This is a genomic window from Mesorhizobium erdmanii USDA 3471 (assembly GCF_000472705.1).
Taxonomy (GTDB): Bacteria; Pseudomonadota; Alphaproteobacteria; order Rhizobiales; family Rhizobiaceae; genus Mesorhizobium; species Mesorhizobium erdmanii.
Genome location: NZ_KI421453.1, coordinates 76,881 through 91,273, shown reverse-complemented (window position 1 = coordinate 91,273; position 14,393 = coordinate 76,881). Strand labels below are relative to the sequence as shown.

At 61.8% G+C, this 14,393-nt stretch carries 15 protein-coding genes; 5 read left to right on the top strand and 10 right to left on the bottom strand.

The features are described 5' to 3' along the window. Positions 1-70 precede the first annotated feature (70 nt). The 6 genes from A3AU_RS0127915 to A3AU_RS0127890 are packed head-to-tail and all read right to left on the bottom strand — an operon-like array spanning position 71 to position 3,394. On the bottom strand, positions 71-400 hold the full coding sequence (locus tag A3AU_RS0127915) for a hypothetical protein (protein WP_027055804.1): 330 nt from the start codon (positions 398-400) through the stop codon (positions 71-73). Continuing rightward, complete coding sequence (locus tag A3AU_RS0127910; RefSeq protein WP_027055803.1) at positions 397-1,086, bottom strand: hypothetical protein; 690 nt, start codon at positions 1,084-1,086, stop codon at positions 397-399. The genes A3AU_RS0127915 and A3AU_RS0127910 overlap by 4 nt, the downstream gene beginning before the upstream one ends. Before the next feature lie 45 nt (positions 1,087-1,131). After that, complete coding sequence (locus A3AU_RS0127905) at positions 1,132-2,526, bottom strand: APC family permease (protein ID WP_027055802.1); 1,395 nt, start codon at positions 2,524-2,526, stop codon at positions 1,132-1,134. A 14-nt stretch (positions 2,527-2,540) separates the two neighbouring features. Beyond that, positions 2,541-2,702, bottom strand: coding sequence for a hypothetical protein (locus tag A3AU_RS1000000139995; RefSeq protein WP_027055801.1), 162 nt, complete (start codon positions 2,700-2,702; stop codon positions 2,541-2,543). Between the two features lie 15 nt (positions 2,703-2,717). Beyond that, on the bottom strand, positions 2,718-3,095 hold the full coding sequence (locus A3AU_RS0127895; protein ID WP_027055800.1) for a hypothetical protein: 378 nt from the start codon (positions 3,093-3,095) through the stop codon (positions 2,718-2,720). An 11-nt stretch (positions 3,096-3,106) separates the two neighbouring features. Further along, positions 3,107-3,394, bottom strand: coding sequence for a hypothetical protein (locus A3AU_RS0127890; RefSeq protein ID WP_027055799.1), 288 nt, complete (start codon positions 3,392-3,394; stop codon positions 3,107-3,109). Between the two features lie 288 nt (positions 3,395-3,682). Here A3AU_RS0127890 and A3AU_RS0127885 point away from each other — a divergent pair, with 288 nt between their 5' ends. Genes A3AU_RS0127885 through A3AU_RS0127870 form a run of 4 tightly spaced genes read left to right on the top strand, consistent with a single transcriptional unit; the run spans position 3,683 to position 7,466 of the window. Next, positions 3,683-4,816 (top strand): aminomethyl transferase family protein, encoded by a 1,134-nt coding sequence (locus tag A3AU_RS0127885; RefSeq protein WP_027055798.1) that lies wholly within the window; start codon positions 3,683-3,685, stop codon positions 4,814-4,816. Between the two features lie 41 nt (positions 4,817-4,857). Next, a complete protein-coding gene (locus A3AU_RS0127880; RefSeq protein WP_027055797.1) occupies positions 4,858-5,454 on the top strand; it encodes a dimethylamine monooxygenase subunit DmmA family protein in 597 nt (198 codons plus the stop codon). Further along, positions 5,451-6,416 (top strand): PDR/VanB family oxidoreductase, encoded by a 966-nt coding sequence (locus A3AU_RS0127875; protein WP_027055796.1) that lies wholly within the window; start codon positions 5,451-5,453, stop codon positions 6,414-6,416. Before A3AU_RS0127880 ends, A3AU_RS0127875 begins: the two co-directional genes overlap by 4 nt. A 9-nt stretch (positions 6,417-6,425) precedes the next feature. Continuing rightward, complete coding sequence (locus A3AU_RS0127870; protein ID WP_027055795.1) at positions 6,426-7,466, top strand: heme-dependent oxidative N-demethylase family protein; 1,041 nt, start codon at positions 6,426-6,428, stop codon at positions 7,464-7,466. Between the two features lie 344 nt (positions 7,467-7,810). Here A3AU_RS0127870 and A3AU_RS0127865 read toward each other — a convergent pair whose 3' ends face one another. Next, complete coding sequence (locus tag A3AU_RS0127865; protein WP_027055794.1) at positions 7,811-8,530, bottom strand: helix-turn-helix domain-containing protein; 720 nt, start codon at positions 8,528-8,530, stop codon at positions 7,811-7,813. A gap of 263 nt (positions 8,531-8,793) precedes the next feature. Here A3AU_RS0127865 and A3AU_RS0127860 point away from each other — a divergent pair, with 263 nt between their 5' ends. After that, on the top strand, positions 8,794-10,152 hold the full coding sequence (locus A3AU_RS0127860) for an NAD(P)-binding domain-containing protein (protein ID WP_027055793.1): 1,359 nt from the start codon (positions 8,794-8,796) through the stop codon (positions 10,150-10,152). A 12-nt stretch (positions 10,153-10,164) separates the two neighbouring features. On the opposite strand, the gene A3AU_RS0127855 is transcribed toward A3AU_RS0127860, so the two are convergent. The 3 genes from A3AU_RS0127855 to A3AU_RS0127845 form a co-directional block, all read right to left on the bottom strand. Further along, a complete protein-coding gene (locus tag A3AU_RS0127855) occupies positions 10,165-12,144 on the bottom strand; it encodes an ABC transporter permease (RefSeq protein ID WP_027055792.1) in 1,980 nt (659 codons plus the stop codon). Next, complete coding sequence (locus A3AU_RS0127850; protein WP_027055791.1) at positions 12,141-13,220, bottom strand: quaternary amine ABC transporter ATP-binding protein; 1,080 nt, start codon at positions 13,218-13,220, stop codon at positions 12,141-12,143. Before A3AU_RS0127850 ends, A3AU_RS0127855 begins: the two co-directional genes overlap by 4 nt. 77 nt (positions 13,221-13,297) lie before the next feature. Continuing rightward, a complete protein-coding gene (locus tag A3AU_RS0127845) occupies positions 13,298-14,272 on the bottom strand; it encodes an ABC transporter substrate-binding protein (RefSeq protein WP_027055790.1) in 975 nt (324 codons plus the stop codon). Between the last annotated feature and the right edge of the window lie 121 nt (positions 14,273-14,393).

Here is a 14,393-nt window from a genome sequence, read left to right as displayed (position 1 = left end):
TTTGTAGCTGAGAGATGATGTATCGAATGCGTTACTCGAATTCAATGGTATGAAAAAAATTTTCCTCTGGTTACGTATGCGGCGCAATGCCGCCCTGCGAATTATCGCTGTCCGGCGCGGCCTTGTGAACCCACAGGACGTGGCGGATACGGGCGAGTTTGTAGGCGTCGAGGATCGACAGCGCATAGATCAGGAAGCCGCCGGCATGACGGCCGATGAAACTGGCGTCCGGTGGCGCTACCTTGGCGGTCACCCAGGCCAGGATAACCATGAAGAAAAGGAACTGCAGCCCGCGCACCGGCACGCCCAGAATGACATGGCCGCTCGCCGGCAGCACGATCGCCGCGCCTAGCACGAGATAGGGATTCGGCGGCGCCGGCCGTGTATCTGAACTGGTCATGCGGCTTGCCGTTCGCTTCTGTTGATGGCGTCGCGCAGCCCCGAGAGGGAGGTGAGCAGCCGTTCAACCAACGCCGGATCGATCGGCGCCTCGCCGAACGCGGCCTGCCGGAAAACGCCGTAGCGTGCCCGCTCGGCTTCGGCATGCAGCCAGACGATGCGCACCCCGTTGGGCGTGATCAGCAGTTCCTTGGCGCGCCCTTCCGAAAAGAGCTCCAGATGGTCGGCAATGATGCCTTGCGGAAAACGTGTGCCTCTACGATCCGTTCGCAGCACCGCCTCGGCGGGGAATCCCGGAGCCTTCGGCAGCGTATGCTGGAGATGGTCGAAATTGGAGAAGGTGGTCGGCGAGCCCGGCCGCATCATCATGTCGAACGTCGCTGGCACGGCGACCTTTTCGGTGATCGAAACGCTGAGCCAGCGTGCCGGGAGTTTCCGCGTCGCCAGCGTATCGACGATGGTGCGCAGCTGAACGCGCTGGCCGTTCCACGTGCCTTCCCAGGTGAGGACACCGGCGCTGCCGTCGGAAACATTGGCAGCGTCGGCGATGACGGTGCGAATGCTGGCCTCGTCGGCGGCGAGCGCCGCCAAACCCCTGTTGCGGCCACGCCGCGCCAGCCACGCAAGATGGAGGACGACAGCCAGGACTATGGCCCCGGCGAGCAGTGCTGATGTCACTTCGGACATTTTATCTTGTCCGGCCCGCCAATGATCGGGGCGGGCCGTCTCCCATCAATAGCCCTGCGGTTTCGGCCACGGCATGGTGAACTGGTCGCCACGGCGCACGAATTTGTAGCGGTAGAAATGGAACCACACAGAGATCAGGAAATAGAAGATGGTCATCGCGATCAGTTGCGAGCCGAAGCCGAGGAAGATGGCGAAAAAGGTCACCACGCACAGGCAGAACAGCACGATTGCCGGCAGCGGATGGAACGGGTGCGTGTAACCCCGGCGGATGGTGCCAAGCGGCCATTTCTTGCGGAACATCATGATGTTGATGCTCATGAAGGTGTATTGCAGCACGCCCGACAGGATCGAGAAGGTGATCGCCTGGTTGAGGTCGGCGATGAAGGCGAAGGCGAGCGCGATCGGCAGCAGGAACAGGATCGAACGGTAGGGTGTTCGATACCTCGGATGCACGGCCGAGAACCAGCTCGGCAGATACCGGTCGCGTCCAAGCGAGAACCAGGCGCGCGCCGCGTCGTTGATGCAGCCATTGGCCGAGGCAAGCGCCGCAAGCAGCGTCGCGACGAACAAGAGGTTCTCGAGCAGCGGGCTGCCGGTCAGCTTGCCGGCGTCCCACAGCGGATAATAGGTGATGCCGAGATATTCCCATGGCATCAGGGAAGCGCAGACATACCAGGTCATGGCGGCGGCGATCAGCAGCGTGATCATGCCGGCCATGGTGCCGTAGGGCAGGGAGCGCGCCGGAGAGCGCACTTCCTCGGCGGCCTGCGTGGTGCCTTCGATGCCGAGATAGTACCAGATGCCGAACTGGAAGGCGGCGATGACGCCGATCCAGCCATAGGGGAGCGCGTTGCCCGGCGTCACCAGCTCGTTGAGCTTCAGCACCGCGCCTTGCGTCCATGGACTGACCGAGAAGAACAGGATGACGATCGAGATGTAGGCGATTGCCGTGATGACGAAGTTGACGTTGAGCGTCATCAGCACGCCGCGATAGTTGAGCCAGGCCAGCACCACGATGGTGGCGGCGATGAAGGAATTGTGGGTGAGCCCGTCGACGCCGGCCTTGGCGACGATGGTGTCGCCGAGCAGGATGGCGTCCGATACTTCCAGCATCGTGTAGGCAAAGACCAGGAACAGCGCGACGTTGAAGGCCATCAGCGGTCCGACGATATGCTTGGCTTGCGCATACTGGCCGCCGGCGGCGGCGACCGTCGACGTCACCTCTGAATCGATCATGGCAACCGAGGTATAGAGCAGCCCGACGATCCAGCAGACGATTAGCGCCGCCAGCGCGCCCCCCTTGTCGGCGGAAAAATTCCAGCCGGTGAATTCGCCGACCAGAACGATGCCGACGCCGAGCGCCCAGACATGGGCCGGGCCAAGCACGCGCAGCAGTGAAACCCTGTCTCCGTGGATTGCCGGTTCAAGCGTGATCGTCATTGTTCAATCCCCACTCAGATCCGGTGTTTTTCGGAAACGGCTTCAAGCTCGCCTTCGCGCGAGGAAGTCAGGACATCCTCGGTGTAGGTGGTATCCACCTTGAACCAGTCGTAGAGCATCCACAGCGCGAGCACGATCGATATGCCCCAGCATGCGTAAGAGAGTACCACCCACATGATGCGTCCCCCGATTTACTTATCGTCGAATTTTTCGTTGATGACATCGCGGTATTCGCGATCGGAAGCGCGGAACAGGAAAACGAAATAACCGATCAGCACCGCCGCCATGATGATCAGCGTCGGCCAGTCGATGACGTAGTGAAAGCGATTCTGGATAACGTCATGCGCGGTTTCGGGCGTGTAGCCGAGCTTTTCCCAGATCGCGGCCATGGTCGGGTTCTGGCCAAGCGCTTCCCAGGTCTTGGCGTCGAGCGCGTCGATGGACTTGGCTGCGCCTGCCAAGCCCATTTTCAGCGGCAGCCACAGCGCCACGAAGATGGCGACCACGACGACGGCGATATCGAAGATCTGCCCGGCCTTGCTCTGTTCCGGCGGCGTGTAACGAGGCATGTTTGTGCTCCTCAGGCCTTGCGGTTGCGGGACGCGTCGGCGTTCTTGATGTCGAGCCCGTAGATGAAGTCCTTGTCTTCCTTGTAGTGTTTGACCATCGCCAGGATCGCCGCGGTATTGAAGATCAGCACCAAGGCGGCGGCGATCGCCACCACGACCTTGATCCCGCTGTCCGGGATGTATGGCCATGTCATGAAGAGGACGAAGAGGATCGTCGCCCACAGGCAGATGATCAGGAGCGCGGAACCGCGCACGTCGGAACGGTACAGCGCTTCTATGCGCTGCTGCAGGTCTGACATCGGTTTTTTCCCCTGTTGTCGACGTCCGGCTCCGAATCGACCGCGCGTCGCTCTCTTTCAAGAGAGTGAAATTTTTTTCATAAATTCAGGCCGAATTCCGCAATTGTCAAGACGAATTTACGCAGAGTTAACCGCTAGCCTCGGGTAAACAATTTTGCCTGACAATGAAATTATTTGCTTGAAGGGGATTGCAGGGCTCCCGCGTTTGCGGTCAATATTCCAACCAAAGCTCCGGCCTCGGCGTAAAGGAGCAGGGAACAGCAGAATTATTGGACGGAGGACGATCGGATGACGGCATCCTGGAGATTTTCGACCTTGGCGGATCGCCATCGCGCGCTGGGCTCGAAGCTCGAAGACTGGAGCGGCATGGGCACCGCCTGGACTTACGACAAGGATGCCGACGAGGAATACATCGCCATCCGCACCAAGGCCGGACTGATGGACGTGTCGGGCCTGAAGAAGGTCCACATCACAGGGCCGCATGCCTCGCACCTCATCGACCTCGCCACCACGCGCGATGTTGAGAAGATCTATCCCGGCAAGTCGGCCTATGCCTGCATGCTGAACGAGGCGGGAAAATTCACCGACGACTGCATCCTCTATCGCATCAGCCCGAACTCGTGGATGGTCGTGCACGGCTCCGGCACCGGCCATGAGGAATTGCAGCGCGCTTCCGTCGGGCGTGACGTGTCACTGCGCTTCGACGACAATCTGCACGACCTGTCCCTGCAGGGTCCGACATCGGTCGACTATCTGGCCAAGCATGTGCCGGGCATCCGCGACCTCAACTACTTCCACCACATGCACACGCAGCTGTTCGGCTTCCCGGTGATGATCTCACGCACCGGCTACACCGGCGAGCGCGGCTACGAGATCTTCTGCCGTGGCCAGGATGCCGGCGCGATCTGGGATCGCATCCTCGAGGAAGGCAAGAGCGCCGGCATCATCCCGTGCCGCTTCACCACGCTGGATATGCTGCGCGTCGAAAGCTACTTGCTTTTCTACCCCTACGACAATTCGCAAAAATATCCGTTCGAGAATGAAGGCCCCGGCGACACGTTGTGGGAACTCGGCCTCGACTTCACCGTCAGCCCCGGCAAGACCGGCTTTCGCGGGGCCGAGGAGCATTACCGGCTGAAGGGCAAGGAGCGCTTCAAGATCTTCGGCGTGCTACTAGACGGCAAGGAGCCGGCCGACGAGGGCGCCCCGGTCTATCGCGATGACAAACAGGTCGGCGTGGTGACATGCGCCATGTATTCGCCGCTGGTCAAGAAATCGATGGGCATCGCCCGGCTCGATGTCGGCAGTGCCGTCAAGGATACCAAGCTCGAAATCCGCAACAAGAGCGGCTCGATCAAGGCGACGGCGCAGCCATTGCCGTTCGACGATCCGAAAAAGACCAAGCGCACCGCCAAGGGTTGAGGCATCATCAACAGCGAGAGGTTCGAGGCACGAAGACGTAAATGGCAGCCAAAAGCATTATCAGCCGGCCGGTCTACGGAACGCTCTCTCCGCAGCCCGGCAAACACCATCTTTTCATCGCCGATGCCGAAGGCGCGCTCGCTATTTCAGATATGGCCGCAAGAGCGCCTGCCGGATTTTTCGAAGGCGCCGAAATCGTCTATATCCCGGATCCGGGCGGCAAACACGTCGCAGCGCTCGAAGCGCTGAAGCCGGCGCAGTTTCATCAAGCGCCGTCCTTCGCCAGCCTGCTGCCGCGACTGAAGCAGACGCTGAGCAACGCCCATATGGGCCTGCGTCTCTATCTCGCCGGCACCGAAGGGCTGATCGGCCAGGCGATGCAGGTGGCGCTCGAAGCCGGCATCGACCACACTTCGATGCAGACCGAGCATCGCGGCTCGCTGGCGCGGCGCATGCAGTGCGTGCATTGCAAGGGCATTACCGAAAATGTCACGACGCAGCCGGCCATTTGTGCGCATTGTGGGCTGCTGCTTCTGGTGCGTGATCATTATTCCAGGCGCCTCGCCGCCTTCCAGGGCGTCTGTATCAATGCCGAGGATCGTTCCGAGATGCCTCCGATCGAGGAGGCCTTCCCATGAGCACCGGCACCACCAAGCTCGATGTCGTGGTCAGCGATGTCGTCCCGGTCAACGAGCTGGTCACCCGCTTCCATTTCCGCCGCCGTGACGGGGAGCTTTTGCCGACCTTCTCCGGTGGCGCCCATGTCGTCGTCGAAATGCGCGATGGCGACCGCACCAGGCTCAATCCCTATTCGCTGATGGGCTCGCCGCTCGACACGCGCGAATACACGATCTCGGTGCGGCGCGACGATGTCGGCCGCGGCGGTTCGCTGTTCATGCACAGGTCGGTCAAGGCCGGCCTGGAGATGGTGATCAGCTATCCCGTCAACCTGTTCTCGCTCGACCTCAGGGCGAAAAAACATCTCATGCTGGCCGGCGGCATCGGCATCACGCCGTTCATGGCGCAGACCGCGCAACTGGCGGGAGAGGGCGGCAATTTCGAACTGCACTACACCTGCCGCACCGCGTCGCTCGGCACCTATGCCGACCTGCTACGCGAGCGTTATGACAGGCGCATCAGGCTCTATCACGACGACCTCGACGAGCGCATCGAGCTCGACCGGTTGCTGTCGACGCAGCCGCTCGGCACGCATCTCTATGTCTGCGGTCCAGCCGGCATGATCAATTGGGTGCGCGACCGCGCGGCAAGCCTGGGATGGCCACCGGAGGCCGTGCATTTCGAGCATTTCGCGGCACCCCAGCCCGGCCTGCCTTTCGATGTGACGCTGGCCGTCAGCGGCAAGACGATCCGTGTCGGCGAGCAGCAGAGCCTGCTCGAAGCGATCGAGGCGGCCGGCGTCGATCCACCCTATCTCTGCCGCGGCGGCGTTTGTGGCCAGTGCGAGACCAACGTCATCTCGTACGACGGCAAGTTCATCCACAACGACCACTGGCTGAGCGAGGAAGACCATCGTTCCGGCTGGAAGATCATGCCGTGCGTGTCGCGCTTCGAGGGCAAGTCGCTGGTCTTGGAAAGATAGGAGGCGAAGATGGGCATCACCTTTCGCAAGGAAACGTTCCGCGACGATTTCACCTTCAGGAACAGCCCGGAGCACATCAGGCGGTTCCCATTTCCCTTCCATGAGGACGCCTACATGTATGCGGTCAACATCGAGCCGCATGTTATCGGTCCGAAAGGCTCGGTGCTCGAAAACCTTATCGACGTCGACGAGCACTATGTCGCCGAGATGCAGGACCGGGCGCTGGTGCTGGCCGAGGATCCGCTGCGCTGCCAGTCGCTGCCGCATATGACCTTGGCCGGCTGGGACCTGCTCGAACTGTTGATGGAACAGCAGGCGCTGGGCTATCCCGAGCATTTCACGCTCGAGCGCGATGGCGACCGCTGGCGTTGGATCAATCGGCCGCTCGGCATCGACGACACCTTCACCTTCGGCGACACCTCGACGCTGCCTTACGGCCCGATGGAATACATCACCCGCCAGAGCCAGGGCGATTTCTGCATCCTCGACCAGCGCGACGGCAATCTTTGGATGGATGCCGGCATGGTCACCACCCAGGCCGACTGGTCGCTCGATTTCGACATCGGCATGAATTTTTTCGAGTGGCACGCGCCGGTGCCGCTGGCGCATGAGAAGGGGATTTTCGTCAGGGCGCTGAAATTCCTCACCAACATCCAGCAGGGCAAGCCGGCACGGCGTCTGAACTGGACGATGACCGTCAACCCGCGCCTCGACACCAGCCCTGAGAATTACCACAAATGGGGTCCTGACCGGACAACGGTCACGCCCGAAAATGTCGGCGACAAGGTGCATCTGCGCGTCGAACTGCAAAGCTTCTGGCGGCTGCCGCGCTCGAACGGCATCGTCTTCCCGATCCGCTGCTATCTGATCAAGATGGACGAACTGGTGACACAGCCGAAATGGGCGCGCCGCCTGCACCGCGTCATCCGCGATCTGCCCGAGGAACTGGCCACCTACAAGGGCCTGACCCGTTATCGGCCGACGCTGGTGGAATGGCTGTCGAAGCTGGATGATGGCAGTGCGACGAGCTCGGGATTTGGGCCGGATTGACGCTGCCCGCGAAGCTGCCGATCTCCCCCCTCGTGGGGGAGATGCCCGGCAGGGTAGAGGGGGGCGCGAAGGAACTCGGCCCATCCGTTTCGTCATCCTAGGGCGAAGCAAGGAGCGAAGCGACGCGGCGCAGACCCTGGGATCCATTCCGTGACGTTAAAGCGTTGCAACTGCTATAGAACTCTGCTCCGTTGCACCCTTCGGCGAAGGTCACGGAATGGATCCTCGGGTCAAGCCCGAGGATGACGAAGCGCGCGGTTTGAGCCACTCCAAGCAAAGACATGCCGAGGGGAGCGCCCCTCTGTGCTACCGGACATCACCCCCACGATAGGCAGATTAGCCAATCACCCAGCACTGCCCTGCGGATAACAAATAATCGACAAATACCGCATCGGCAGTTTTGTCAGCTGCTCCGGCCCATGCGGCGCATCGGCGTCGAAGAACAGGCTGTCGCCGGGCTTCATCGGATAGAGGTTGCTGCCGTGCCGGTAAACGACTTCGCCTTCCAGCATGTAGAGGAACTCCATGCCCTCGTGCTGGAAGGTCGGAAACACGTCCGAATCCTCGGTCAGCGTGATGAGATAAGGCTCGACGACCACTCCGCTGGTGTTCGAACCGATATGGCCAAGCAGATTGTACTGATGGCCGGCGCGCGTGCCGCGACGCTCGACATCGAGGCCTTCGCCGGCCTTGACGAAGACAGCGCTGCGCTCCTCCTCGAAGCGGCGGAAGAAGGCGGTGACCGGAACGCCGAGCGCCCGCGACAGCGCCTGCAAGGTGGTCAGCGATGGCGAGGTGATGCCGTTCTCGATCTTCGACAGCATGCCCAGCGAAATGTCGGTGGCGACAGCGAGATCGGCGACGGTGATGCCGAGCTTCTTGCGGAACGCCCGCACCTCGCGGCCGATCGCCACCTCCAGCACTTTCTCGCGCGTGTCGCGGATGGCGTGCGGGTTCTGCGTCAGCGGCGCCCGGATGGTCTTGCCGTCCGCCGAGACTTTCGGGTGCGGCTTGGCCTTGGCGCCGGCAGGGCCGGGCTTGGAATTGGAACCGTCTTTCGCCATGTCGCCCCCGGGATTGCGCCGATTTATTTCACTCAAGGTGAACATATCAGTTGGCGATACAGCAGCACGGCGGTGTCGGCAAGCCGTCTTAGGTTCCACCTGACGATCCCAGGCATTCTGCCAGCGCAGGTTTCTCGACGGGATTCCGTTATGCGCAAACGCTGTTCCCGCAGATGTCTGTTGACAGCACGCAAGCGCCAATTAGTGTCACTGTCAGTGAAATTTGTTTCGCTGGGGAAATCAAAAATGAGGAGGCCCTGGAAATGAAAACTCGCGTTGCCGTCATCGGCGCCGGACCGTCCGGCCTGGCACAGCTCAGGGCCTTCAAGTCGGCTGCCGACAAGGGCGCCGACATTCCCGAAATCGTCTGCTTCGAAAAGCAGTCGGACTGGGGCGGCTTGTGGAACTACACCTGGCGCACCGGCCTCGACGAACATGGCGACCCCGTGCACGGCTCGATGTACCGCTATCTCTGGTCGAACGGTCCGAAGGAATGCCTGGAATTCGCCGACTACACGTTCGAGGAGCATTTTGGCCGGCCCATCGGCTCCTATCCGCCGCGCGCCGTGCTGTGGGATTACATCAAGGGTCGCGTCGAGAAGTCGGGCCTGCGCAAATGGGTGCGTTTCAACAGTCCGGTGCGCATGGTGACCTTTTCGGACGAGACCAAGAAATTCACCGTCACCGCGCATGACCGCACGAACGACGTCACCTATTCCGAAGAGTTCGACAATGTCGTCGTCGCCTCCGGCCATTTCTCGGTGCCCAACGTTCCCTATTTCGAGGGCTTCTCGACCTTCAACGGCCGCATCCTGCACAGCCATGATTTCCGCGACGCGATGGAATTCAAGGGCAAGGACATCCTGATCATCGGCCGTTCCTATTCGGCCGAGGATATCGGCTCGCAATGCTATAAATACGGCGCCAAGTCGATCACCTCCAGTTACCGCTCGAAGCCGATGGGCTTCAAATGGCCGGAGAACTGGAAAGAGGTGCCATTGCTGCAGAAGGTCGTCGGCAAGACGGCGCACTTCAAGGACGGCACCACCAAGGATGTCGACGCCATTATCCTGTGCACCGGCTACCTCCACTCCTTCCCGTTCCTCACCGACGATCTGAAACTCAAGACCGCCAACCGCATGTGGCCAACGGATCTCTATGAAGGCGTCGTCTGGGAGAAGAACCCGAAGCTGTCCTACATCGGCATGCAGGACCAGTTCTACACTTTCAATATGTTCGACGCGCAGGCCTGGTTCGCTCGCGACGTCATCATGGGCCGCATCAAGCTGCCGTCAGCCGAAGCGATGGCCGAGCACGGCGCCAAATGGCGGGCGCGTGAGGAAACGCTGGAGGACGCCGAGCAGATGATCTGGTTCCAGGGCGACTACACCAAGGAACTGATGGACCAGACCGACTATCCCGGCTTCGATGTCGAGGCGGTAAACCAGACTTTCATGGAGTGGGAACACCACAAGGCGGAAGACATTATGAGCTTCCGCGACCATGCCTACCGTTCGCTGATGACCGGCACCATGGCGCCGCTGCACCACACGCCGTGGCTGCAGGCGCTGGACGATTCGATGGAGAGCTATCTCGAGGTTAAGGGGGTGGCCGCGGAATAGCTGCGGCCTCTTCTATCCCAGCCTAGCCCTTGCCTTCGCCGTCCAGGCGCCGAACAGCCTGTCGGCGACGATGCCGATGAAGGCTATGGCCAGGCCGGCGACGATGCCGCGGCCGGAATCGGCTTTTGACAGCGCGATGAACACCTCCTGGCCGAGGTCGCGGGTGCCGACCATGGCGCAGATGATGATCATCGCCAGCGCCATCAGGATGGTCTGGTTGACGCCGAGCATGATTTCGGGAAGCGCCAGCGGCAATTGCACGCGAACGAAGGTCTGGCGCGGCGTGCAGCCGGACACCTTGGCTGCTTCGATCAACGCCGGCGGCACCTGCCTGATGCCATGATTGGTGTAGCGGATCGCCGGCACCACGGCGAAGGCGATCGTGGCGATCATGGCGGTGACATCGCCGACCCGAAACAACATCACCACCGGAATGATGAAGCAGAAGGACGGCAGCACCTGCAACGTGTCGATGACAGGCGTGACGATCTTCTCGAAGCGGTCGCTGCGCGCCGCCATCAGGCCGATTGGAATGCCGATCAGGCAGGCGATGAAGGCCGAGATGCCGCAGAGATAGACGGTGGCCATGGTCTTTTCCCAGAGCCCGGTCATAGCACAGAAGGTAGTAAGTGCCGCAACCAGGGCCGCCAGGCGCAGCCCTGAGAGCTGATAGCCGGCAAGGCCGAGCAGGAACACCGCGCCAAGCCACGGAAAGCCTTCGCAGAAGGCGCGCACCGGATTGAGCACGTTGAGGATCAGCGCCACGCGAAAGGCTTCGATCGCATCGAAGAAGTTGATCGTCACCCAGTTCACCGCCGCCTTCCACAACGGCGCGGTGGTGAAGGTGATCGCCTTCGGCACCGCCGCGAAAGCCGGCACGAACAGGCCGAGCAGCGTGGTGACGGCAAGGATGGCGATGGCCAGCGTCAGGTTGGGATAGCGCTGCCAGATGCTCGGGCTCGCCGCCTGAAGGACATGGCCTTTGGCCTGCTTGTGCGCGATGGCCTGGCTCAGCCGGTCGAGCGCGATCGCCAGCGCCACGATGGCGAGACCGGCTTCCATGGCTTCGCCGACCTTCAGCGCGCGCAGCGCCAGAAGCACGTCGTAGCCGAGGCCGCCGGCGCTGATCATCGAGGCGATGATGACCATGTTGAGCGCCAGCATGATGACCTGGTTGACGCCGACCATCAGCGTGGGGCGGGCCGAGGGTAGGAGCACCCGCCACAGTTTTTGCCGCGCCGTACAGCCGGCCATGTCGCTGAATTCGCCGATCTCCAGCGGCACCCTCGTCAGGCCGAGCATCGTCGCCCGCACCATCGGCGGCGTGGCGAAAATGGCTGTGGCGATCATCGCCGAGACCGGGCTGTTGCCGAACAGGAGCAGCATCGGGATCAGATAGGCGAAGGTCGGGATCGTCTGCATCAGGTCGAGGGCAGGGGAGACGATCAGCCTTTCCGCCCACGGCTTGCGCCACGCCCAGATGCCGGCGAACAGGCCGGTGACGATGCAGAACGGCACCGCGATAGAGATCAGCGCCATCGTCAGCATGGCGCTGGTCCATTGGCCGAACAGCGCGATGTAGAGGAAGCAGCCGCCGACCAGCAGGCTGAGTTTCCGGCCGCCCACGGCATGGCCGGCGAGGAAGGCGACAGCGCACACCCCGACCCACGACAGCCGCGGCAGGACATAGGCATCGGCACCGTGACCGACCTTGAAGTTCTTGGCCAGAAGATCGAGTGCGAAGTCGAGCGGCACGCCCAGCACCGCGGTGATCGAGCGGGTCAGCCACGACAGGTTCGACTTGATCCAGCTCATTAGAGCACTGACCCAGTCGGCGACGGGCACGACGGCGCTGGCCGGATAATTTACTGCCCAGGGCAGGCTTTCCTGCAGCAGGAATAGTGCCAATACGGCGGCGAGTGCCACGGCCCAGACAACAAGCCACCGTTGAAGCGGCGGCCTCGCCTCGCTGGCGCTTGCCGTCACCGTCATGCGCCGGCTCCCGTGTGCTCGATGCCGGCCAAAAGATCGATGACCGCTTGTGGCGAGACTTCGCCGATCGGCTTGCCGGTGCCGTTGACCACGGCGAAAGGCTTCCCGGCTGAAACGATGCTGGCAGAAAAACTGGCGATCTTGGCATCCGGCGCCACCGTTCCGCCATGCTCGGCGCCGTTGCAGGCGCGCATCAGACTGCGCGCCGAGATCACCTTGGCGCGGTCGACGTCGCGGGTGAATTCGGCGACGTAGTCGGTCGCCGGATTGACCACCAGCTGTTCCGGCGTGCCGATCTGGATGACCTCGCCGTCCTTCATGATGGCGATGCGGTCGGCGAGCCTTATGGCCTCGTCGAAATCATGGGTGATGAAGACGATGGTCTTGTGCAGCATCGTCTGCAGCCGCATCAGCTCGTCCTGCATCTCACGGCGGATCAGCGGATCGAGCGCGGAGAACGGCTCGTCAAGGAACCAGATTTCAGGTTTTGTCGCCAAGCTGCGGGCGATGCCGACACGCTGCTGCTGGCCGCCAGACAATTCGCGCGGGTAGAAATGCTCGCGGCCGCTTAAGCCCACGAGTTCGATGACCTCACGAGCCCGCGCCTCGCGCGTTGACCGGTCCTGTCCCTGGATGCTGAGCGGAAAGGCGATGTTGTCGAGCACATTGAGATGCGGCAGCAGCGCGAAATTCTGGAACACCATGCCCATGCGATGGCGCCGCAACTCGATCAGCGCCGCGTCGGAAATCTTCAGCAGGTCCTTGCCCTCGAACTCGACCTTGCCGTGGCTCGGCTCCACCAGCCGCGACATGCAGCGCACCAGCGTTGATTTGCCGGAGCCGGACAGACCCATGATGATGAAGATCTCGCCCTGGCGGATTTCGAGATCGACGGCGCGCACCGCGCCGACCAGTCCGGCAGCCGTGACATCGGCCATGCTGGCCTTGCCGTCGCGCTCACGGATGAAACTGGCCGCGTTTGCCCCGAACAGCTTCCACACATTGCGGCAGGCAAGTTTTACCGGGCGGCTATCCCAACCGGATTGCGCCGATCCCTGTTCAGTCCCGTCCGTCATCCAATCGTCCTTCTGGAGTATCGACAATTGAGACCCGGCCGATCAATGGCCGGGCCTCGCGTTTCCAGTCGGAACGATCACTGCGCCCAGGCTTTCCAGTCGGCCTCGTGGGCGGCGATCCAGGCGGCGGCGACGTCTTCCGGCTTTTTGCCGTCGAGGTCGATCTCGCCGCTCATCTTGTTCAACTCGTCGGTGTCGATCGTGTAGGCCTTGGCCACCTTGTAGGCGACCGGCCATTTGTCCTTCATGCCGTTCCAGGAGTATTTCCAGATTTCGCCATGCGGCTTGCCGCAGTCATATTTGGCGTCGGGGTTCACGCCCCATTTCGGGTCGTTGTAGCACTCGGGCGTGTATTCGGGGAATTGCACCCATTCGCCCTTGTATTTGGCCGGCGCCCAATGCGGCGAATAGATCCACAGCATGATCGGCGCCTTGCGCTGATAGGCGGAATCGAGTTCGGCGAACATTGCCGCATCGGTGCCGGCATGGATCACGGTGAAGGGCAACTTCAGTGCCGCGACGCGCTCGTCGTCAAACCCTTCCCAGGTAACCGGGCCGCCGAGATAGCGCCCCTTCGGCGCCGTCTCCGCCGTCGAGAATGATGCCGCGCATGTGGCGTCGAGCAGCGCATGCCAGTCCGGCAAGGTCGGGCATTTTTCCTTCATATATTCGGGAAACCACCATTCTTCCTTGGCCTTCGGCCCGAGTTTGCCGAGCCGTTCGGTCTGGCCGGTGGCATCGGAAGCCTTCATGGCCTCGCCGGCGGTCGTGTCCCAAAACTCCAGCCCGACATCGATATCGCCATTGGTGAGGCCGGTGGTCAGGCTGGAGAGGTAGTCGGCGGTCGGGTACTCGACGGTATAGCCAAGCTTTTCCAGGATGCCGCCGAGGATCTTGGCGTTGAGGTTGACGCTGGTCCAGTCGAACAGCGCGATCTTGATCGGGTCGTTGGATTCCGGCGCGGCGGCATAGGCCGCCGGTGTGATGGCGCTTGCCGCGGCAAGGGCCAGTGCTCCCATTGAAAGTTTCGAAATCACACTGCGAAGTGGCATTGCTTGTTCTCCTTCAAGCTGTGACGGTTATCGTTCGTTCCCTTCTTGCGTCTTTTCTTGATTGTGTTGGAAAGGCTGGTCGTTGCGCAAGGCCTTTGGTGCCGGCGCGGCGAAGGTCGGC